Raw genomic sequence first — 19,338 nt, forward strand, 5'->3', positions numbered from 1 at the left:
ATGTAGGGCGTTGGTTTCGATATCGGAGGAACAAGTGACCGAAGACTGTGACTGGCTGCAGGTGCCGCCGGCACCCCTGAGCGCCGATGCGCGCCAGGCGGCGGCCGAGCGGCAGGCCCAGCTGACCAAGCCGCCGGGATCGCTCGGGCGGCTGGAGGCGATCGCCGAGCGCCTGGCCGCTATGCAGGGTGCGGCCCAGCCTACGCTCGAGCGTGTCCATGTTGCGGTTTTTGCGGGCGATCACGGTGTGGTGGCGGAGGGCATTTCGCGTTTCCCGCAGGCGGTGACCGCGCAGATGGTCGCGAACTTCGCGAATGGCGGCGCGGCGATCTCGGTGCTGGCGCGGCACCTGGGCGCGTCCATCGAGGTGATCAATCTAGGTACCGTGGCACAGCCACCGGCCGTCAGCGGTGTACAGCAGCTGAACCTGGGCCCCGGCACCGCCAACCTGGCCCGGGAACCCGCGATGACACCGGCGCAACTGGAACGCGCGCTGAACGCCGGCCGCCAGTGTGCCGAGCGTGCGCGACGGGGTGGGGCACAACTGTTCATCGGTGGCGAGATGGGCATCGGGAACACGACGGCGGCCGCTGCACTCGCCTGCTCACTGCTGGATCTGCCGCCGGTCGATCTGGCCGGGCCCGGCACGGGTCTGGACGCGAATGGCGTACGCCACAAGGCCGAAGTGATCGAGCAGGCCCTGCGCACCCACGCAGGGGTGCGTGGCGAGGCACTGGGCAGCCTGCGCTGTCTTGGGGGCTTCGAGATCGCGGGGCTGGCCGGTGCCTACATCGCCGCGGCGCAGATCGGGCTGCCGGTGCTGGTCGATGGTTTCATCAGCACCTCGGCGGCGCTGGTGGCCGAGCGGCTGTGCCCGGGCACAGCGGACTGGTTTTTCTATGCCCACAGTTCGGCGGAGCCGGGGCACCAGCGGCTGCTGGAAGCACTGGCGGCCGAGCCGCTGCTCGATCTGGGCATGCGCCTCGGCGAGGGCAGCGGGGCAGCCACTGCCGTGCCCCTGCTGCGCCTGGCCTGTGAGCTGCACTCCGGCATGGCCACCTTCGCCGAGGCTGGCGTATCGGGCGATACCCCGTGAATGCGGCAGCCCGGGTCGGCCTGCTGCGCCACGGCGAGACGACCGGCACCGGCTTTCGCGGGCGCGGCTGCGACGATCCGCTGACCCCGGAAGGTGAGCGGGCGATGCGCGCGGCGTTCGAATCCTCCGGCGAGTGGGATCGCGTTGTGTGCTCGCCACTGCAGCGCTGCCGACTCCCGGCCGAAGGCTTTGCCCGCGCGGCCGGGATTCCGGTTCAATGCGATCCCCGCTTGCAGGAACTACATTTCGGTGACTGGGAGGGGAAAACGGCCGAGGCCCTAATGCAGACGGACGCCGAAGCGCTGGGTCGGTTCTGGGAGGACCCGTTCGGCTACCCGCCACCGAACGGCGAAGACCTCGGCAGCTTCCGCGACCGGGTGCTGGCCGGCTGGGAGCAAAGCGTGGTCGCGACGGCCGATCGCGTCCTCGTCGTCACACACGCCGGAGTGATCCGCCTGCTGCGTGCCCACCAGGAGGGCTGGCCGCTGGAGAAGCTATTGTCGATCGAAGTCCCGTTGGCCTCGCTGCACGTAGTCGAACCAAGCCAGCGCGCAGGGATGCCCTCGTGATCCGGCAGAACCTATGTAGGAGGCCAGCCCCCTGGCCGATGGGGCGTTGGCATATTCCCAATCGGCCAGAGGGCTGGCCTCCTACAGTAAGATTGGAAGGAGAGGCGCAATGAACTCCGTGTTTGCCCCCTTCTGGCTGGCTCTTCAGTTCCTGACGCGCGTGCCGACACCTGCGCTGGATCCCCGACCCGAGGACCTCGGTCGCTCGGTTCTCGCCTATCCACTGGTGGGGCTGATCCTGGGGCTGCTGCTGGTACTGGTGGGCATCGGGCTGTCCGCGATTCCCGGAGCGCCGGTGTTGCTGGTCGCGGCGCTGGTGCTGACGTTCTGGGTGGCGCTGACCGGCGCGCTGCACCTGGACGGGCTGGCGGACACGGTAGATGCCTGGGTCGGCGGCCAGCGGCATCCGGAGCGGGCCCAGGCCATCATGAAAGACCCGGCCTGTGGCCCGATGGCGGTCGCGGCGCTGGTCCTGATCCTGTTGCTGAAAGGTACGGCGCTGGTGGCAGTGGTCGAGGCCGGTGCCTGGATTGCGCTGCTGCTCGCGGTGCTGCTGGGGCGCGTGGTTCCGCCGGTTCTGTTTCTAACCACCCCCTACGTGAACCCCGTGGGATTGGGTGCGGACATGGCGCAGCACCTTCCACGGGGCGCCGCCATCGGCGTTGTCGCCGCCTCGGCCACCGTGGTGCTGGTGCTGGGCCTGCTGTCCGGCCTTTGGGGCGTGATACCGGCTTTGCTCGCCGTTGGCCTGCTGCTGTGGGCCGCGACGCGCGTGCTGAGGCGCTGGCTGGGAGGGTTCACCGGCGATACGGCCGGGGCGGCGCTGGAGCTGGTGGAAACCCTGACGCTCGTGATTCTGGTGCTGGCACTCGCGGGCTAGGCGCTGGTCGGCCAAGGCGAGGTGCGAGGCCGGTGTTGTCACGAAAGCGTCACGGGATTGCCACATACTGACGGGATGAGCTCATTTCCCTCCCGCCTGAACCCGGGCCGGTTAGTCCTGCGTACGCTGACGAATCCACTGCGCGCGGTACGCGAGGCGGCCGAACTGGAAACGGCCCCGCCCTGGTGGCAGACCTTTCTCCATCTGGCGTTCCCGGTGCTGCTGGTCAGTGTGATCGTCAGCCAGTGGCTGTACCAGATCATCCCGACGGGGTTGCCACCGGGGGCAATGCCGGGCGCGTGGGGCTTTGGCGTCTACAGTGTGTTGGCGATGAGCATCGGGGTGCTGGGCCTGGCCTGGTCCGCGCACTACCTGACCGAGCTATTCCAGGGCTACTCCCATCCGGATCAGGCGATGCTGGCCGTGACCATCGGCTTGCTGCCTGCCTGGGTGGGGAAGGTTGCCGCCGCCTTTCCCTGGCCCTGGGGCAACACCGTCGGCCTGCTGCTGATTCTCTACAGCCTGTGGCTGCTGTATTGGTCACTGTGCGGCATCCTCGGTCTGAAGCGTGGCAATCGCATCGGCCTGTTCGTGGCCACCGTCTTCTGCGGCGCCTTCATCACCCTCATCTTCGGCTGGCTGCTGATGGACCTGATCCCCGGCGCCACCCCCGAGACCCGCATCGGCACCACCTGGCTGATCTGATGCGCCCGCCCTGTAGGAGGCCAGCCCTCTGGCCGATGGGGCACTGCTGAACATCGATCGGCCAGAGGGCTGGCCTCCTACAGGGGGCAACCAAAGAACTGGGGTCCGCTTTGTTGACGACTCGGGTGCGGCAGTCGGGATCGGGATGGCGCTGCGGTGGGGGTGGCAAGCATTTGCCGGGGGGATGAAAAAAATTGTGGTTCTGAGCTAAAGGTTCTCAGGGGGAGGTCGTTAAGGCTCCTGAGAGCGGGGATTGGCCCGTTCGCCAGAACCGCCGAGGCGGTGACGCAAGACTCTTACAGGAGAGCGACCATGTCTCAGATCATCAACACCAACATCATGTCCCTGAATGCTCAGCGCAATCTGAGCAATTCGCAGGGCGCGCTTGCCCAGAGCCTTGAGCGACTGTCCTCGGGCCTGCGCATCAACAGCGCCAAGGATGACGCCGCCGGGCTGGCGATCTCCGAGCGCTTTACCACGCAGATTCGCGGTCTGAACCAGGCCGTGCGTAACGCGAACGACGGCATTTCGCTGGCGCAGACCGGTGAAGGGGCCCTGCAGGAGGTGCAGAACAACCTGCAGCGTATTCGCGAGCTGGCCGTGCAGTCGGCGAACGCGACCAACTCCGACTCCGACCGCGAGGCGATCAACCGCGAGGTGCAGCAGCGTCTGCAGGAGATCGACCGGATTGCGGACCAGACCTCGTTCAACGGCCAGAAGATCCTGGATGGCAGCTTTGGGGATGCCAAGTTCCAGGTGGGCGCCAATGTGGGCGAGACCATCGATCTGGACCTGCAGTCGAGCACTCGTCTGGGCGATATCGGCAAGATCGCGACTGCGACCAGTGACGTTGATCTTGGTGATGTGCTTTCCGAAGGCAACCCCGAACTGACGATTGGTGGATTCGGGGATCTGGACTTCGATGAGGGGGACGGGGTTACCGGGACCATCGAGATGGGTGGCGAGACCCTGACGATTTCGGCCGGGGATGTCGACGATCTTGAGGATCTGGCGGCTGCGATCAACGGCTGGGGCGATCTTCCGGACGGCGTTCAGGCCTCCGTGGTCGATGGCGAGCTGGTGATCGGCCTGACCGAGGCATATGCGGGCGGCGACCTGGCCATTGACGTCAACCTGTCCGATGACACGGGTGAAGATGCCAACACGGTGGGGCCTAGGTCAGTGATTGCAGGTTCCAATTCGACGACATCTCTCGGCCCGATTAACAATCTGGATTTGTCGACCGGCGGCAGTGGCTCGTTCACCTATGATTTTGGCAGTGGTGACGTTGACGTGACCTTCAGCTGGAATGAGGGCGACTCTGGCGGGGATGTGGCGACAGCAATCACAAACGCGATAGACGAAAACAACATCACGGTTATTTACGACGGTACGAACCTTCTCGTCGAAAATAACGATACGACCGACTTCGTAATCACCGATTTTGAAATGAGCGATAACACGGGCACTGAGTCAAATACGGTCCAGGCCGCTGGGACGTTGACCCCTGCCCAGACCATCGAAGTTGGCGAAGGTGATTTTACAATCCGGACGGGTGATAACGAGTCTGTCGAGGTGGCGGCCGGCACCTATTCGAGCCAGCAGGATTTAATCGACGCGATGAATGCCGCGCTGGTCGGCGAGGCCCGAGCGTTTGTGGGCGAGGATGGTCAGTTGAACGTGCGTTCCTCTTCGGAGATCACCATTGGGGGGACAGTCGGGCTGAACGTGCTCAATTTCAGCGAGGAGAATGAGCCTGGTGGCAGCCTGGCGGGCGTGGATGTGCTGACGGTCGCCAACGCCAACAACGTGATCGAGCGAGTGGACTCGGCGCTGACCGCGGTGAGTGACATCCGTAGTGACTTCGGGGCGATCCAGAACCGCTTCGAGTCGACGATCTCCAACCTGACGCAGACCTCGGAGAACCTGGAGGAATCCCGGTCCCGTATCCGCGATGCGGACTTCGCGACCGAGACGGCCGAGCTGACCCGGGCACAGATCCTGCAGCAGGCCGGTACCTCGGTGCTGTCGCAGGCGAATGCGGTCCCGCAGAACGCCCTGGCCCTGCTGCAGTAAGTGGGGAAATCAAGGCAGGCACAGGCTGGCGTGGTAATCGCGCAGCGCGCTGCCCGATGCCGCGAAACAGCCGGGGTGGCTACGGCTTCGCAGCGTCCCCAGGGCTGGGGATGCGGCGGACGGACTGGACGCTGCCGAGGGATTGCAGGCGGTCGAACAGGGTGCTGAGTTCGCCGAGGTCCGTGATTTCGGCTTCGAGTTCCATGTGCACGCTGCGGTCGTTGGGGTCGGTGCGGGTGCTTACGCGCAGCAGGTTGATGCCGCTGGCGGAGAAGGCGTTGCCGACTTCGCCCAGCAGGCCGGCGCGGTCGTGGGCCTCGAGCTCGAGGGTGATGGGTTCGCGTTCGGGTTCGTCGCCCCAGGATACGGGAATCAGGCGGCCGCGCTTTTCCTCCGGCATGCGCAGGATGTTGACGCAGTCGCTGCGGTGGACGGAGACGCCGGCGCCGCGGGTGATGAAGCCGACGATCGAGTCGCCCGTTTGCGGGTTGCAGCAGCGCGCGCGGGTGGTCAGCAGTCCGCCGACGCCGCGGATGCGGATCTCGTCGTCCTGGATGCGGCCTTCCCGGCGGGGTTCGGCCGGCCGGGGTGGGGCGGCTTCTTCGGTACGGCTTTTCTCTGCCTGGCGCTGCTCGCGCAGCTGTTGGGAGATGCGCCCGGCAATCTGGTTCGTGGTGATATCGCCAGCGCCCAGCGCGATCAGCAGTTCGTCGAAGGTCTGAAACTTCATGGCTTCGGCGAGGGCGCTGCGGTCCAGGTCGGTGCCGCAGCCCAGGCGCTGGCATTCGCGGTCGAGCAGGTGCTTGCCGGTGGCCAGGTGTTCGTCCTGGTGCTGCTGGCGGAACCAGGTGCGCACCTTGGAGCGGGCGCGGGCGGTGTTCAGATAGCCGAGATTGGGATTGAGCCAGTCGCGACTGGGGGCGCCCTCACGGGTGGTCAGCACCTCGACGCGTTCGCCGGACTTAAGCTTGTAGGTGAGCGGTACGATATGCCCGTCCACCTTGGCCCCCCGGCAGCGGTGGCCGACCTCGGTGTGCACGGCGTAGGCGAAATCCAGTGGCGTGGCGCCCTGGGTCAGGTCCATCACCTCGCCCTGGGGCGTGAGCACGAATACGCGCTGGTGCAGTGGCTCGCTCTGGATCTCGTCGAGCAGGTTCTGATCCGAGTTGTCGGTGGCCTCCAGCAGTTGCCGTAGGCTGCTGATCGCCCGGTTGAGTGCCTGGTCCTCGCGCCCGCCCTCCTTGTAGCGCCAGTGCGCGGCGACCCCGAGCTCGGCGAAGTCGTCCATCTCGCGGGTGCGGATCTGCACCTCGACGACCTTGCCCTCGGGACCGACCACGGCGGTGTGCAGTGACTGGTAGCCGTTGTCCTTGGGGTTGGCGATGTAGTCGTCGAACTCGCTGGGCAGGTGGCGCCAGTCGTTGTGCACGATGCCGAGTACGGTGTAGCAGGTGGCGAGCTCGTCGACGATTACGCGGGTGGCGCGCAGGTCGTAGAGCTCGTCCAGCGAGGTCTGCTTGCGCTGCAGCTTTTTCCAGATGCTGTAGATGTGCTTCGGCCGTCCGAATACCCGCGCCCGGATACCGGCTTCGGCCAGCCGGTCGCGCAGGCTATGGGCGAAGCGCTCGATATAGGTCTCGCGCTCGGTGCGGTTTTCCTCCAGCCCCTTGGCGATCTCGCGGTAGGTCTCGGGTTCGAGGATGCGCAGAGCGAGGTCTTCCATCTCCCATTTCAGCTGACCTACGCCCAGACGGTTCGCCAGCGGGGCGATCACGTCAAGGGTTTCCTGTGCGAGTACGCGAGCGCCGTCGTCCGGCTCCTTGACGGCCAGGCGCAGGTGCTGCACCCGATAGGCGAGTTTGATCAGCACCGCGCGCACGTCGTCGACCATCGCCATCAGCATGCGGCGCAGGCGTTCGGCCTGTTCCGGACGCCCTGCCGGGGCCTCGAAACGACGGCTCACCAGCGTGGCCACGTTGACCGTCAAACGTGCGATGGAGTCGCCAAAGCGTTCCTTGAGGGAGTGTTCGTTGACCTGTCGGGCGAGATACGCGCTGACCAGAAGGACGGCGGTGATCGTCTGCCGATCCACGTTCAGTTGGCGCAGGATCTCGGCAACGTCCAGGGGGTGCGCTTCGAGACTCGAGGTGTCCACCGAAGCCAGCGCCATGGCCAGCGCGTCTGTCAGTGCGTCGGATGACGTCGAATCGCCGTTGGGCCCTGCAAAGTGCGCCACCAGCTGGTCGCGGTCCAGGCCCTGCAGGTCGGTGTTGGTGAGTAGCGAGTGGCGCATGGTGAATGCGTATTGTACGTCAGGCTTACCTGGGGCCAAGGCCGCGATTGACGGCAACTTGTGTGACGGGTGTCGGGTTTGGCTTGCCTTCGCACCGATGCCCGGTCACGATCAGGGCATGCTGAACCTTATCAAGCTGGTCCTCGTTCTGTTGGTCGGATATGCCCTGATTGTGGGTCTGGTCTATCTGACACAGGACCGGCTGATCTACATGCCGAGCAGCAATGTAATCGGTAATCCCTCGAACATCGGTCTGGAGTACGAGGATGTGGCGCTGGAGACCGAGGACGGTGTCCAGTTGCACGGGTGGTATCTGCCGGGGCCGGCGGACGATGCGCCCGTCCTGCTGTTCCTGCATGGCAATGCGGGCAACATCGGGCACCGCCTGGAGTCACTCGAGCAGTTCCACCATCTGGGGCTGGCCGTGCTGATCATCGACTACCGTGGGTACGGCCAGAGCCAGGGTCGCCCGGACGAGGAGGGGACCCATCAGGACGCCCGCGCGGCCTGGAACTGGCTGCGCGAACACCTGGAGTACGAACCCGACGAAATCGTGCTGTTCGGTCGCTCTCTGGGCGCCGCCGTGGCGGCGCGGCTGGCGGAAACGAAGAATCCTGCGGCGGTGATCCTGGAGGCGGCATTCACCTCGGCGGCCGACCTGGGAGCGGAGATCTATCCCTGGCTGCCCGTGCGCGCCCTGATCCGGCATGAATATGACGTGCTGGGGCGGGTTGGGGCGATCGAGGCGCCACTGCTACTGGCGCATGCGCGCGATGACGAGATCGTGCCGTTTGCGCACTCCGAGCGCCTGCTGGAGGCGAGTGGCGACGGCGCGCGCTTGATGAAAATGGACGGTGGCCATAACGACGCGTTCCGCGCCACGGGGCCCCGCTATACCGAAGGTCTGCGCGAGTTTCTGGAAGACGCGGGTCTGGAGCTGCGTCCGCCGGAGCGGTCGGAAGAAGGGGACGAGGGATAGGCGTGGTGATAAAATCTCCTGCTTTTGTGCCTGCCTCGAACCGCATGGACGCATGAATGCCTCAACTTGAACTTGGCCCTCCGGGGCTCGCGATCGGACGACAGGAAGGCCGGGATGCCGCGCCAATCCTGACGCTGCGTTTTGGGGGCGCTACCGGCGCTACTTTGCGTCCCGATGGTATCGACATCGCCCTGGGTCTCGAGCCGCTGGAGATCCCGGAAGGCAGTGAGGTGGCGCCCGAGCTCTGGTATGCGGCGGGGGCCGTACGCACCGAACAGATTGCTGACCTGATGCTGGCGCAAGCGGGCGACCGGCTCGTGGGCTGCTGGTATAGGGCGCATGGTGCCGACGAGGATCCCGAGGCGATCACCGAGCACGCCTATCACGCCATTCTCGAGGCCTGCCAGCAGCGAGGCTTTGGGCATCTGGTGCGCGCCTGGAACTACTTCCCCGAGATCAACCAGGAGTTGCACGGCCAAGAGCGTTATCGCAGCTTTTGTGCCGGGCGCGCTCGGGTGTTCGAGGCGCTGCCGGATTTCGAGCGGCACTTGCCGGCAGCGACGGCTATCGGCACGCATGTCGACGGCATGCTGATCTATTTCATCGCCATGCGCGAGACCACGCTGCGCATCGAGAATCCGCGTCAGGTCAGTGCATTTCGCTATCCGCGGCAGTACGGCCCGCGCAGCCCGTCGTTCGCGCGCGCACGGATGAGTCAGGAAGCGGGCGGGGCTGCGGAGCTGTTCATCTCCGGCACGGCAAGCATTGTGGGTCACGAGAGTCGGCATGCCGGTGATCTCGAGGCACAGATTGACGAGAGTCTGCGCAACATTGGCGTGCTGCTGGAGGCGGCCTCCGAGGAGGGCTCCGTGGCCCTGCGCGATCCAGGCGAGCTCTCGATGCTGAAGGTCTATCTGCGCCATCGCGCGGACGGCGCGCGAGCGTGGCGTCATCTGCGCCAGTGTCTGGGCGACGACGTAGACGTACTGATCCTGCATGGCGACATCTGCCGCAGCGAGCTTTTGGTGGAGATCGAAGGGCTGTACCGCGAGGGGTAGCCGTTTGGGGTCGCTCGCTGTGTACAGTCACGCGGGGGTCGGCACGCAGCACACGAAAAAATGGGGGGCTTTGATGAGTGATACGGGCTATGAACCGCATCCGGTGCTGAAGGACTATTACGGCGACGAGTCGGAAAAGCGGGCGTTTGTCGACGACCTGTTCGACCGGACGGCGCCGCATTACGACCGTATTTTGCGCTGGGGCTTTCTCGGCACCGGGCAGGCATATCGCCGCTACGCGCTGAAGAAGTCCGGCCTGAAGCCCGGCATGGACATCCTGGATGTCGCGACGGGCACGGGCCCGGTGGCGCGCGAGGTGCGCAAGGTGGTCGGTGACGAGAACATCACCTGTGTCGATCCCAGCCGTGGCATGATCGACGTGGCCCGGCGCTCGATCAAGGCGCGTTTTATCGAGGGCCTGGGCGAGCAACTCCCGCTACCGGACAAGCAGTTCGACCGCGTTTACATGGGCTACGGCCTGCGCCATGTGCGCGACCTGCACGAGCTGTTTGGCGAGTACTTCCGCGTACTCAAGCCCGGCGGCCGCTGCATGATCCTGGAGGTCTCCCGCCCCAGCACCGAGCGCCAGTTCAAGATGGCGCGGTTCTATTTCCGCGACTTCATCCCGTTTCTCAGTCGTCTGCTGACGCGCGACCCGGATGGCCACCTCCTGATGCGCTATTTCTGGGACACGATCAACGAGTGCGTGCCGCCGGAGAGAATCATGGGCGTGCTGGAGGATGTCGGCTTTCGCGACGTCGAGCGTGAAGTGCAACTCGGCGTTTTCAGCGCCTATCGGGCGACCCGGCCGGCGGAATAGGACTTGTGGCCCGGTTAAGGAGACGCTGATTTAATCGCACGTCCGCGTTGGTGCCCCCTGTTTTCCGAGACAAGGCGCGTCGTGTAGCGGGTAGTGGTTCTACCCGCAAGCGGCGCAACGCAGGATCGGGGAACAGGGGGCACCAACCCCACAAGCCATTGAAAGCAGGGGCTCGGCCCGTGGATGGGCGATATCCTCAAACTGCAGGTTCAGGCCCCGCCAGAAAAGGGCCGCGCGAACGAGGCCGTTTGTGCTTTGCTGGCAAAGACGCTGGGTTGCCCGCCCCGGGACGTGAGCGTGGTGGCGGGCGTGACCGGGCGAGACAAGACCGTGGCGATCGAGGGTTACAGCGAGGCGGATCTGCGCCGCGCGTTACCATCCAACTCACCGTAACAAGCGCTCTCGCCGGTAGTGGGCGGTAGCGCCTCGAGACGAGTCCGACCCGATGCATCGACTAACCATTACCCGACCCGACGACTGGCACCTGCACCTGCGTGATGGTGACGTGCTGGGCAGCGTGCTGCCGGATACCGCCCGGCGTTTTCGCCGCGCGATCATCATGCCGAACCTCAAGCCGCCGGTGACGACGGTGGAGGCGGCGGCCGAGTATCGCGAGCGCATCCTCGCCGCCTTGCCGGAGGAGGCGGACTTCGAGCCGCTGATGACGCTTTATCTGACCGAGGCAACGACGCCCGGGATGATCGAGGCCGCCAAGGCCAGCGGGTTCATCCACGGGGTGAAACTGTATCCGGCGGGGGCTACGACCAATGCGGCCAGCGGGGTCGCCGATATCCGGCGTTGCTATCCCGTATTCGAGGCCATGCAGCGGGTCGATCTGCCGCTCCTGGTGCACGGCGAGGTGACCGATCCGGAGGTCGACATTTTCGACCGCGAGGCGGTGTTTATCGAGCGCCACCTGCAGCCGCTGATCCGAGAGTTCCCGGAGCTGCGCGTGGTGCTGGAGCACACCACGACCGAATCGGGGGTGGAGTTTGTCGAATCGGGCCCCGAGAACATCGCGGCGACCATCACCCCGCAGCACCTTCTGTACAATCGCAATGCGCTGTTCGCCGGCGGCATCCGGCCGCATCACTACTGCCTGCCGGTCCTGAAGCGCGAACGCCATCGCCAGACACTGCTGCGTGCGGCCACCAGCGGACACCCACGCTTCTTCCTCGGGACGGACAGCGCACCGCACCCGCGGCATGCGAAGGAGTCCGCCTGTGGCTGCGCGGGCATCTACTCGGCCCACGCCGCGATCGAGTTCTATGCCGAGGCCTTCGCCTCGGTGGACGCGCTGGACAAGCTGGAGGCCTTCGCCAGCTTCCACGGCCCGGATTTCTACCGCCTGCCGCGCAATACCGACAGCATCACGCTGGAACGGGTCGACTGGACCGTGCCGGAGGCCGTGCTGTTTGGCCATGACCCGGGTGTGCCCCTGCGCGCGGGCGAGACGGTTGCCTGGCAGTTGGCTCGGTACTGATCCTTCGACGTGACTGACCCGGCACCGATCGTGGCCGGGTCGAACCTCAAGCCGTCCCGGTGGTCCCCGGTAGTACAGACAATGTTTGTATGGCGTTTCCATTTCCTACCCCAGGGAGGGCACATGACCGAACCGGATGTACAACGCGGAACCCTGTGGTTCTGGCTACTGATCAGTGTGGGTGTGGCCCTGCTGATCATTGCGCTGGGCGTCGGCCTGGAGCCGCATGGCGCGGCGATCCTGCGTGCCCCGCTGGAGTCACCGGCCGCGGGCGCACTGGCGTTTGGCATGGTCATGGTCTGGGCCGCCTATGGCTACGCGCTGACAGCAGGGCGCGCCGCCGGCTCGCAGGAGCTGGGGGTGGTGTTTCTGAACCTGGCGCTTCCGGTGGCCCTGATCGTGCTGTGGAGCAACGAGATCTTTGCGCTTGCGTTTTTCGTTGCTTTCGGCTGGGCCCTGACGCTCATCGGGATGGCGTTCCGGCTGTTTCGGCGCGAGCCGCTGGCGGGGATCATGATGCTGCCGGTGATCGGCCTGAGCATGACCGCCATCCTGTTGTCGCTCACCCTCTGGATGGTGCCGGCGTAGGCCCGCGATGATCTCGGTCGTACAGGACGACATCACCACCCTGGAGGTGGATGCGATCGTTAACGCCGCCAACGAGAGCCTTCTGGGCGGTGGCGGTGTCGACGGGGCCATTCATCGCGCCGCCGGCCCCGAGCTCCTGGAGGTAACCCGAGCCATTGGGGGCTGTCCTACGGGCGAGGCGCGCATCACCCCCGGGTTTCGCCTCCCAGCCGAATACGTGATCCACACCGTCGGCCCCGTGTGGCAGGGCGGCCAGGCGGGCGAGGACACGCTGCTGGCCGCCTGCTACCGCGCAAGCCTGGAACTGGCGATCGAATATGGCCTGCGCGAGGTGGCCTTTCCCCTGATCAGCACGGGTGTCTACCGCTTTCCGAAGGACCGCGCGGCGGGCATCGCGCTGGAACAGCTGCGTGCGCAGGAGGACCAGTTTCGCCGTCTGCTGGTCTGCGCATTCAGTGCGGCCGATGCGGATGTCTACCGCGAACGGCTGGGACATTGACGCATGCTGTCTTCCAGGGATGCACCGATTGATGTACACGGGCGCGCTCGGGCGCGAGCGTGTACATGGATCAGTGCTTCCCTTGACGACCTGCGCCGATGAACCAGCGCGATGGACCGGTTCGTGGCCGCGGCGCGACGATCCAGCCCCTGGCGCGCTTCGAGACCACCCACCGCGAAGCGTTTGATGATGGCTGGGTGGGCGACGACGAGGAGCCCCGGCCGCTGCGGACCGAGGTGACGCCGGAACACCCACGCAAGGTGCTGTCCTGGAACCAGTCGCCGGATGTCCCGTTCGAACTGTCCCTGAACCCCTACCGGGGTTGTGAACACGGCTGCGCGTACTGTTTCGCGCGGCCGGCGCATGCCTATGTCGGGCTCTCTCCGGGGCTGGACTTCGAGAGCCGGCTGTTCGCCAAGGTCGGCGCGGCGGACTGCCTGCGCCGCGAACTGGCACGACCCGCGCATCGCGTGACGCCGCTGGCGCTGGGTATTAATACGGATGCCTACCAGCCGGTGGAGCGCGAGTGGCGGATCACCCGCGAGATCCTGGAGGTGCTGGCAGAGGCGCGTCATCCGGTCTCCATCGTGACGAAGTCCGCGCTGGTGGAGCGGGACCTGGATCTGCTGGGACCCATGGCGGAGCAGGGGCTGGTGCAGGTGGCGATCTCCGTGACCACGCTGGACCGGGCACTGTCGCGCCACCTGGAACCGCGTGCCGCCGCTCCTCAGCGTCGTCTGGAGACCATTCGGCGGCTGAGCGAGGCCGGAATACCGGTGGCGGTGCTGGTCGCACCCCTGATCCCGGTGCTGACCGACGGGGAGGTGGAGTCGTTGCTGGATGCGGCGCGCGAGGCCGGGGCAACCAGTGCCGGATACGTGTTGCTGCGTCTGCCGCGGGAGGTGGCGCCGCTGTTCGAGGACTGGCTGCGCACGCACCACCCGCTGAAAGCGGATCATGTGCTGCAGCGCCTGCGCGAGGCGCATGGGGGCCGACTGTATGACTCGACTTTCGGGCACCGCATGGTGGGCGCCGGACCCTATGCCGCATTGCTGCGTCAGCGCTTTCGGATGGCCCGGCGCCGGGCGGGTCTGGCCGGGCGCCTTGCGGATCTGGATACCACGCGCTTTCGTCCGCCCGCCGCGCCACAGACCGAGCGCGGTCCGCAGCTGGACCTATTCTAGGAATACGCTTGAGTGCGCTACAGTGGGCACGGAGCACATCGGTACCGGACACAGGACACCCGCAGGGATGACCGACAAGGACAAGACAGGGAAGCGACCGACCTGGTGGGGGAGCTGGTCGTTGCCACAGGGACGTATCGGGCGCTGGTCCGTCGGGCCACTGGATATCTGGCTTGAACATACACCGGCGGAATGGCGCCTGGGCCTGGATCGGCCGCGAGATGCCGCCGATGCGACGCTGGATATCGACGTACCGACCGACGCCGAATGGCCCGAATCGCTCTCCGAGCGTCTGCGCTTTGCCGGTGCCACCGGCGACACACAGCCGGAGCTGCGCATTGCGCTGGCCGATCGACCGATGGTCAGCCGGCCCGAAAATCCCTTCTACGTGCCTGCCCAGGGCCGGGTCACGCTGTTTCTCAGTTCGCCCGCCTGGGTCCAGTTCTATCTGGGCGATGCGCGAGCCCACGAATTCCCTGTTTACGCACCCTCGGACACCTGGTTTGGGCCCAACACGGTCGAGGGGGAGCTGTGCTATGCCACGCGCACCCAGGCGCGGCTGGCCCTGGAGGATGTCCCCGAGCGCCCGCATCGCGTGGTCACGCCACTGACGATTCACAACAAGGCGGTGGATGCGCTGTTCCTTGAGCGTGTGAATCTTCCTGTGCCGCGCCTCCCGGTATATGCCGACCGCCACAACCGCTTGTGGACCCCGGCGGTACGCATGGAGCGCGAGGAAGACAAGGACATGGCGGCGATGAAGATCGACGCCGGCCCGCCCGCCGAGGCCGAGGGGGCGGAGCGGATCGCCGAGCCGCGCGAGGTTGGCGGGCGGCATGTGATGGTGCGGGCGTTCAGCGCCCTGTTTCAATAGGAACACAGGATGGACGGCTGGATGCAAGGCACCATGGATTTTCTGACCAGCGACGGTTTTCTCGCCGCGCTGCGGGCCTCGCTGTACATCATTGTCGGTTTGATTCTGGCGCGGCTGGTTTCGCGCAATCTGACGCGGGCCTTTGGGCGGCACATGGATGCCCAGCAGATCATGCTGATGCGCCGTATCAGCTTCTACATCATCATCGTCCTGGCAGTCGTCTCCGGGCTCCGCGAGCTGGGTTTCGATCTCACCGTGCTGCTGGGGGCGGCGGGTATCCTGACGGTGGCCCTGGGCTTTGCCTCGCAGACCTCGGCGTCCAACCTGATCTCGGGGCTGTTCCTGATCGGCGAGCGGCCCTTCTCGGTGGGCGACATCATCAAGGTGGGGGATGCGACGGGCGAGGTGCTGTCCATCGATCTGCTGTCGGTGAAGCTGCGCACCTTCGACAACCTGCTGGTGCGGGTTCCGAACGAGAGCCTGGTGAAGTCGCAGATCACCAACATGACGCGCTTCCCGATCCGTCGCCTGGACATGCAGATCGGGGTCGCCTATCGCACCGACCTGAAGGCGCTGCGCGACATCCTGATGGGCGTGGCGGACCGCAACCCGGTCTGCCTGGAGGAGCCCAAGCCGCTGTTCATCTTCCTCGAATACGGGGATTCCGCGCTAAAGATTCAACTGTCCGTATGGGCGCGGCGCGAGAAATTCCTGGATCTGCGCAACAGCATGCACATGCAGGTGAAGGCCGCACTGGACGAGGCCGGTATCGAGATCCCGTTCCCGCAGCGCACCCTGAGCCATATCGATGGCGGGCCGATCCCCGTGCGCCTGATCCAGGACAACCTGAGCGACGAGGAGACGGAGGCCGCCGAGAAGATCGACGAGGAGGCCACGGAGCCGGAGGCCGACGCAGGAGCGTCAGAGCAACTCCCGACGCGCGACTAGTCGACCCACAGGTTCAGCCAGACCGGGTCGTGGTCGGAGGCGCGCCATGGTCCCTCGGCGGGTTGGCTCCCATCGAATCCCAGAAAGGCCGGCTCGTCGGCGTTGATCCCCCATGAGCCGGCGTCCCTGATACGTTCGGCGATTCCCGCTGGGCCGAGCAGGTAGTCCAGTTGGCCGGACTGTCCGCGAAAGACATAGCTGTAGGCCTGGTCGGGCTCGGCATAAACCAGATCGCGCTTGCCCGCCTCGCGCAATACACGTAATGGATCCTCGGCGGCATAGGCGTTCAGATCGCCGGCAATGATCACGGGCAGTCCGTCACGACGCTCCCGCTCGATCCACTGCGCCAGGCGTTCGGCCTGGGCCGTGCGCCGCTCGTTCCAGCAGCCCTGTCCACGATCCACGTCGCCGCTGGACGGACAGCCGACCTTGGCCTTGAAATGTACCGCTACCACCCCGAACAGGGGGGCGCCGTCCGGTGTGCCGAACCACGCGAGTAGCGGCGGACGGTGGTGGACCCGGTCTTCGTCGGCGACGACATCCAGCAGTTCCAGCCGATCGGGGCGGTAGGTAATGCCCACCTTGATGGCGTCGGTACCGGGCGCCGGATGCCGGATGGCCTCGTAGGGGATGTCGCCGTGCTGATTCAGGCGCTCGATCAGGCGTTCGCGGGCGGCGGGTCGGTTTTCCAGTTCGATTGTCGTAATCAGGTCTGCTTTCAGGGGAAGCAGGGCGGCATTCAGCTTGGCCTCCTGCCGCTCGCGCTCGGCACGACTGGCCGCGCCGCGTTCGCCCAACGTGACAAAGTCGTTCTCCATGTTGGCAGTAACGATGCGCAGTGCGCCGCCTGTGACCGGCTCGGGCACGTCTGGGCGAGTGCCCCCCTCCCACTGAGGCGGTTCGGTCGGGTGCAGGCGGTGGGCATCGAAGGCATGCGTCAGGATGCCGGTCAGGCCTGTGACCTGGCTCCCGACGCGACGTGTCCCCTCATCGTCCAGATAGGGGATGGGGTCCGGGCGGGCGCGGTAGCTGCCATCGTCCAGCACGATGCGGCGTTCGACATGGTCGTGGTCGTCGAATGCGCCCGTCTGCCCCGGGTGCCACAGGCGCCCGTCGGCGGAGAGCTTCAGGCTGCCATAACGCTCAAGCTCATGGTGCCCGGTTACGGTCAACGTCTGATCAAAGCGCACGCGTACGTCTTCGAAGTCCGAAAGTCGCTGGGCGTCGCGTGGGAGCTCGAGCGTCACCGCCTCGGGCAGCCGACCGCTGCCGCAAGCCTCGATGCCGTCGATACGGGCCAGCTGGGGGCGACCGTGGTGATGGCCAAAACGGCCCTGGACGCGCAGGCGATCGCCCGGCGTTACCGGGTCGTGGTGCGGGGCGTAGACGAACAGCCCGGTCGGCGTGTCGGGTTCGTCATCCTGGAGATAAAAGCCGCCCAGCTCGTCAGCGTCCATGAAGACGCCAGTGACGATACCCTCCAGCACGACGGATGTACCGTCTGATGGTGGATCGTCGAGCAAGTCCTCGGTCGTCAGGCTGGCCGCATCGAACGGACACGTCGGGGCTAGCGCTTGAGCGACGGGCGCGGCCAGAAGAGTTGCGAAGAGCACCGGCACGGCGGAGAGCGGTGCGCGGCGATGGGACGGAACGTGCCGATCCATGGCGGCGTCCTCGGGATGGCTGACTCAGGCGCTAAAGCGTAGCAGGGATCGCAAGTGATCGGGTGACTGCGTCACGTCGCGGATGCTGTACTGGTCGAGCACGGCGAGGAAGGCGTCGCGTGCGTCGTCCAGTACCCCGCGCAACTGGCAGCCAGGCAGAATAGGGCACATCGGGTTTTCGCAATCGACGACGTTGAGGTTGGGTTCCATGTCACGGATGACCGCCCCGATGTTGATTGCTTCGGGGTCGCGTGCGAGCGAGATGCCGCCACCCTTGCCGCGGCGGGTAACCAGATAGCCTTTCTGGCCCAGCTGGTGGACGATCTTGACGAGGTGGTTGCGCGGGATGCCAAAGCGTTCGGAGATCTCGGTTACCGTGACACGCTGGTCGTTGGGTTTGACTGTCAGGTACATCAGGACGCGCAGGGAGAAGTCCGTGAAGCGGGTTAGTTGCATTGAGGTGGCTCGTTGGCGGATTGCAGGCCTCATCGGCGCTCGCCAGGTCCCGCGGGCGCGTGCGCGCAAACAGGTTCGGTTGGCCGGCTGCCAAATATGCGGCTATGTGAATGTCTAATGGCACGATAAAGCCGTGCTGGTGGAAAAACAAGCAGGCTGGGTGCATGAAACCGAGCCCCGCTCCGCGAACCTCGTAGCAACGTTTTCCGGGCCGTTTCCGTATACTGCGCGCGCCTTTGGGACAAAACCGGAATCGGAATGACAGTTTGGGTTGCCACCCTGCTCGGTGTTGTGCAGGGAATCTTCATGTTCTTGCCGGTCAGCTCGACCGCGCACCTGGTGCTCACCCAGCACTGGCTGATCCTTAGTGGCGAACCGCTGCCGCCGCCGGAAAGCCCGGAGATGATTCTGTTCGACCTGGTGGTGCATGTCGGCACGCTGGTGTCGATTGTCTATGTATTCCGCCAGAGTCTCTGGCGCCTGAGCGGCGGGATCGCCCGCGAGAGCTGGCAATGGGCCTCGGCGGGCGGAAGCGCGGGCCGCGAGATGCTGTTCCTGCGCCTCGCATTGCTTTGCGGGCTGTCGGTTTTCGCGACGGCCGTGATCGGCTTTACGCTGAAGGCGAGCTTCGAGCACGTGTTCGCCAACCCGACGCTGATCGCCGGCACACTCACGCTGACGGGCATCCTGTTGTGGTGGACGGACCGTCTCAGTCGCCGCCCGTTGGGTCTGCGCAAGCTGGGGCCGAAGATTGCCACGGTCATTGGTGTGGCCCAGGGCTTCGCACTGGTCCCCGGGCTGAGCCGCAGCGGCATGACCATCACCTTTGCCCTGTTCTCGGGCCTCAAGCGGCGCTGGGCGGCGGAATACAGTTTCTTTCTCGCGATCCCGACCATCCTGGCGGCAACCGCCGTCCAGTCGCTGGACGTCTGGACCAATGGAAACGGATTGGGTGAACTCGGATGGACGCCACTGATCGTGGGGTTCGTGGTCTCCGCGGTGGTCGGGGTGGTCTCCCTGAAGATGGTGCTGTTCTTCCTCTATCGCGCGCGACTGAAGGTCTTTTCCTTCTATGTCTGGGCGCTGGCGGCCCTGGTGCTGTTCGGCTTCCTCGACGTCGACATCATGTACGGTCACTGATCGGGGTTTCCTGAAGTGGGCCGTCT

19 protein-coding genes are annotated in these 19,338 nt (G+C 65.5%); 16 read left to right on the forward strand and 3 right to left on the reverse strand.

The features are described 5' to 3' along the window. Nucleotides 1–34 precede the first annotated feature (34 nt). The 5 genes from cobT to C935_RS13455 all read left to right on the forward strand — a co-directional run bounded on the left by cobT (nt 35) and on the right by C935_RS13455 (nt 5,326). On the forward strand, nt 35–1,096 hold the full coding sequence (gene cobT, locus C935_RS0109925) for a nicotinate-nucleotide--dimethylbenzimidazole phosphoribosyltransferase (RefSeq protein ID WP_018862350.1): 1,062 nt from the start codon (nt 35–37) through the stop codon (nt 1,094–1,096). Beyond that, complete coding sequence (locus C935_RS0109930) at nt 1,093–1,665, forward strand: histidine phosphatase family protein (RefSeq protein ID WP_018862351.1); 573 nt, start codon at nt 1,093–1,095, stop codon at nt 1,663–1,665. The genes cobT and C935_RS0109930 overlap by 4 nt, the downstream gene beginning before the upstream one ends. 109 nt (nt 1,666–1,774) lie before the next feature. Then, nucleotides 1,775–2,545: an adenosylcobinamide-GDP ribazoletransferase gene (gene cobS, locus C935_RS0109935; protein ID WP_018862352.1), complete on the forward strand. Its 771-nt coding sequence runs from the start codon at nt 1,775–1,777 to the stop codon at nt 2,543–2,545. Nucleotides 2,546–2,620: 75 nt separating this feature from the next. After that, on the forward strand, nt 2,621–3,250 hold the full coding sequence (locus C935_RS0109940) for a YIP1 family protein (protein WP_018862353.1): 630 nt from the start codon (nt 2,621–2,623) through the stop codon (nt 3,248–3,250). A gap of 312 nt (nt 3,251–3,562) precedes the next feature. After that, nucleotides 3,563–5,326 carry a flagellin gene (locus C935_RS13455; RefSeq protein WP_018862354.1) on the forward strand — a complete coding sequence of 588 codons (1,764 nt, stop codon included), beginning with the start codon at nt 3,563–3,565 and terminating at the stop codon, nt 5,324–5,326. A gap of 79 nt (nt 5,327–5,405) precedes the next feature. On the opposite strand, the gene C935_RS0109950 is transcribed toward C935_RS13455, so the two are convergent. Beyond that, a complete protein-coding gene (locus C935_RS0109950) occupies nt 5,406–7,619 on the reverse strand; it encodes a bifunctional (p)ppGpp synthetase/guanosine-3',5'-bis(diphosphate) 3'-pyrophosphohydrolase (RefSeq protein WP_018862355.1) in 2,214 nt (737 codons plus the stop codon). Between the two features lie 118 nt (nt 7,620–7,737). Between C935_RS0109950 and C935_RS0109955 the strand changes: the two genes are divergently transcribed. The 10 genes from C935_RS0109955 to C935_RS0110000 all read left to right on the forward strand — a co-directional run bounded on the left by C935_RS0109955 (nt 7,738) and on the right by C935_RS0110000 (nt 16,052). Continuing rightward, complete coding sequence (locus tag C935_RS0109955; protein WP_018862356.1) at nt 7,738–8,598, forward strand: alpha/beta hydrolase; 861 nt, start codon at nt 7,738–7,740, stop codon at nt 8,596–8,598. 164 nt (nt 8,599–8,762) lie between these two features. Further along, nucleotides 8,763–9,656: a hypothetical protein gene (locus C935_RS0109960; protein ID WP_018862357.1), complete on the forward strand. Its 894-nt coding sequence runs from the start codon at nt 8,763–8,765 to the stop codon at nt 9,654–9,656. A 73-nt stretch (nt 9,657–9,729) separates the two neighbouring features. Beyond that, complete coding sequence (locus tag C935_RS0109965; RefSeq protein WP_018862358.1) at nt 9,730–10,476, forward strand: class I SAM-dependent methyltransferase; 747 nt, start codon at nt 9,730–9,732, stop codon at nt 10,474–10,476. Between the two features lie 183 nt (nt 10,477–10,659). Continuing rightward, nucleotides 10,660–10,869, forward strand: coding sequence for a DUF167 domain-containing protein (locus C935_RS0109970; protein WP_018862359.1), 210 nt, complete (start codon nt 10,660–10,662; stop codon nt 10,867–10,869). Between the two features lie 52 nt (nt 10,870–10,921). Continuing rightward, nucleotides 10,922–11,959, forward strand: coding sequence for a dihydroorotase (gene pyrC / locus C935_RS0109975; RefSeq protein ID WP_018862360.1), 1,038 nt, complete (start codon nt 10,922–10,924; stop codon nt 11,957–11,959). Nucleotides 11,960–12,082: 123 nt separating this feature from the next. After that, the gene (locus C935_RS0109980) at nt 12,083–12,547 is read left to right on the forward strand and encodes a hypothetical protein (protein ID WP_018862361.1); all 465 of its coding nucleotides are present in this window, start codon (nt 12,083–12,085) and stop codon (nt 12,545–12,547) included. 7 nt (nt 12,548–12,554) lie between these two features. Beyond that, entirely contained in the window at nt 12,555–13,046 is a 492-nt protein-coding gene (locus C935_RS0109985) for an O-acetyl-ADP-ribose deacetylase (protein WP_018862362.1), read from the forward strand. Nucleotides 13,047–13,144: 98 nt separating this feature from the next. Further along, on the forward strand, nt 13,145–14,230 hold the full coding sequence (locus C935_RS0109990) for a PA0069 family radical SAM protein (protein WP_018862363.1): 1,086 nt from the start codon (nt 13,145–13,147) through the stop codon (nt 14,228–14,230). Between the two features lie 67 nt (nt 14,231–14,297). Then, on the forward strand, nt 14,298–15,104 hold the full coding sequence (locus tag C935_RS0109995; protein WP_018862364.1) for a hypothetical protein: 807 nt from the start codon (nt 14,298–14,300) through the stop codon (nt 15,102–15,104). A 9-nt stretch (nt 15,105–15,113) separates the two neighbouring features. After that, nucleotides 15,114–16,052, forward strand: coding sequence for a mechanosensitive ion channel family protein (locus C935_RS0110000; protein ID WP_018862365.1), 939 nt, complete (start codon nt 15,114–15,116; stop codon nt 16,050–16,052). Here C935_RS0110000 and C935_RS0110005 read toward each other — a convergent pair. Next, nucleotides 16,049–17,716, reverse strand: a complete 1,668-nt coding sequence (locus tag C935_RS0110005; RefSeq protein WP_018868306.1) for an ExeM/NucH family extracellular endonuclease — start codon at nt 17,714–17,716, stop codon at nt 16,049–16,051. The genes C935_RS0110000 and C935_RS0110005 overlap by 4 nt on opposite strands. A gap of 24 nt (nt 17,717–17,740) precedes the next feature. Next, nucleotides 17,741–18,172, reverse strand: a complete 432-nt coding sequence (locus C935_RS0110010) for an Rrf2 family transcriptional regulator (protein WP_018862367.1) — start codon at nt 18,170–18,172, stop codon at nt 17,741–17,743. A 258-nt stretch (nt 18,173–18,430) separates the two neighbouring features. Here C935_RS0110010 and C935_RS0110015 point away from each other — a divergent pair, with 258 nt between their 5' ends. Next, on the forward strand, nt 18,431–19,312 hold the full coding sequence (locus tag C935_RS0110015) for an undecaprenyl-diphosphate phosphatase (RefSeq protein WP_018862368.1): 882 nt from the start codon (nt 18,431–18,433) through the stop codon (nt 19,310–19,312). Nucleotides 19,313–19,338: the final 26 nt, after the last annotated feature.

It is taken from the genome of Thioalkalivibrio sp. ALJ3 (assembly GCF_000377205.1).
GTDB lineage: Bacteria > Pseudomonadota > Gammaproteobacteria > Ectothiorhodospirales > Ectothiorhodospiraceae > Thioalkalivibrio.

What these genes read in the sequence shown, in the direction of transcription:
- pyrC (WP_018862360.1), top strand. Translation starts at nt 10,922, where the DNA reads ATGCATCGACTAACCATTACCCGACCCGACGACTGGCACCTGCACCTG.
- C935_RS0110005 (WP_018868306.1), bottom strand. Translation starts at nt 17,716, where the DNA reads ATGGATCGGCACGTTCCGTCCCATCGCCGCGCACCGCTCTCCGCCGTG.
- cobS (WP_018862352.1), top strand. Translation starts at nt 1,775, where the DNA reads ATGAACTCCGTGTTTGCCCCCTTCTGGCTGGCTCTTCAGTTCCTGACG.
- C935_RS0110010 (WP_018862367.1), bottom strand. Translation starts at nt 18,172, where the DNA reads ATGCAACTAACCCGCTTCACGGACTTCTCCCTGCGCGTCCTGATGTAC.
- C935_RS0110015 (WP_018862368.1), top strand. Translation starts at nt 18,431, where the DNA reads ATGACAGTTTGGGTTGCCACCCTGCTCGGTGTTGTGCAGGGAATCTTC.
- C935_RS0109990 (WP_018862363.1), top strand. Translation starts at nt 13,145, where the DNA reads ATGAACCAGCGCGATGGACCGGTTCGTGGCCGCGGCGCGACGATCCAG.
- C935_RS0110000 (WP_018862365.1), top strand. Translation starts at nt 15,114, where the DNA reads ATGGACGGCTGGATGCAAGGCACCATGGATTTTCTGACCAGCGACGGT.
- C935_RS0109950 (WP_018862355.1), bottom strand. Translation starts at nt 7,619, where the DNA reads ATGCGCCACTCGCTACTCACCAACACCGACCTGCAGGGCCTGGACCGC.
- C935_RS0109995 (WP_018862364.1), top strand. Translation starts at nt 14,298, where the DNA reads ATGACCGACAAGGACAAGACAGGGAAGCGACCGACCTGGTGGGGGAGC.
- C935_RS0109980 (WP_018862361.1), top strand. Translation starts at nt 12,083, where the DNA reads ATGACCGAACCGGATGTACAACGCGGAACCCTGTGGTTCTGGCTACTG.
- C935_RS0109970 (WP_018862359.1), top strand. Translation starts at nt 10,660, where the DNA reads ATGGGCGATATCCTCAAACTGCAGGTTCAGGCCCCGCCAGAAAAGGGC.
- C935_RS0109985 (WP_018862362.1), top strand. Translation starts at nt 12,555, where the DNA reads ATGATCTCGGTCGTACAGGACGACATCACCACCCTGGAGGTGGATGCG.
- C935_RS13455 (WP_018862354.1), top strand. Translation starts at nt 3,563, where the DNA reads ATGTCTCAGATCATCAACACCAACATCATGTCCCTGAATGCTCAGCGC.
- C935_RS0109955 (WP_018862356.1), top strand. Translation starts at nt 7,738, where the DNA reads ATGCTGAACCTTATCAAGCTGGTCCTCGTTCTGTTGGTCGGATATGCC.
- C935_RS0109965 (WP_018862358.1), top strand. Translation starts at nt 9,730, where the DNA reads ATGAGTGATACGGGCTATGAACCGCATCCGGTGCTGAAGGACTATTAC.
- C935_RS0109940 (WP_018862353.1), top strand. Translation starts at nt 2,621, where the DNA reads ATGAGCTCATTTCCCTCCCGCCTGAACCCGGGCCGGTTAGTCCTGCGT.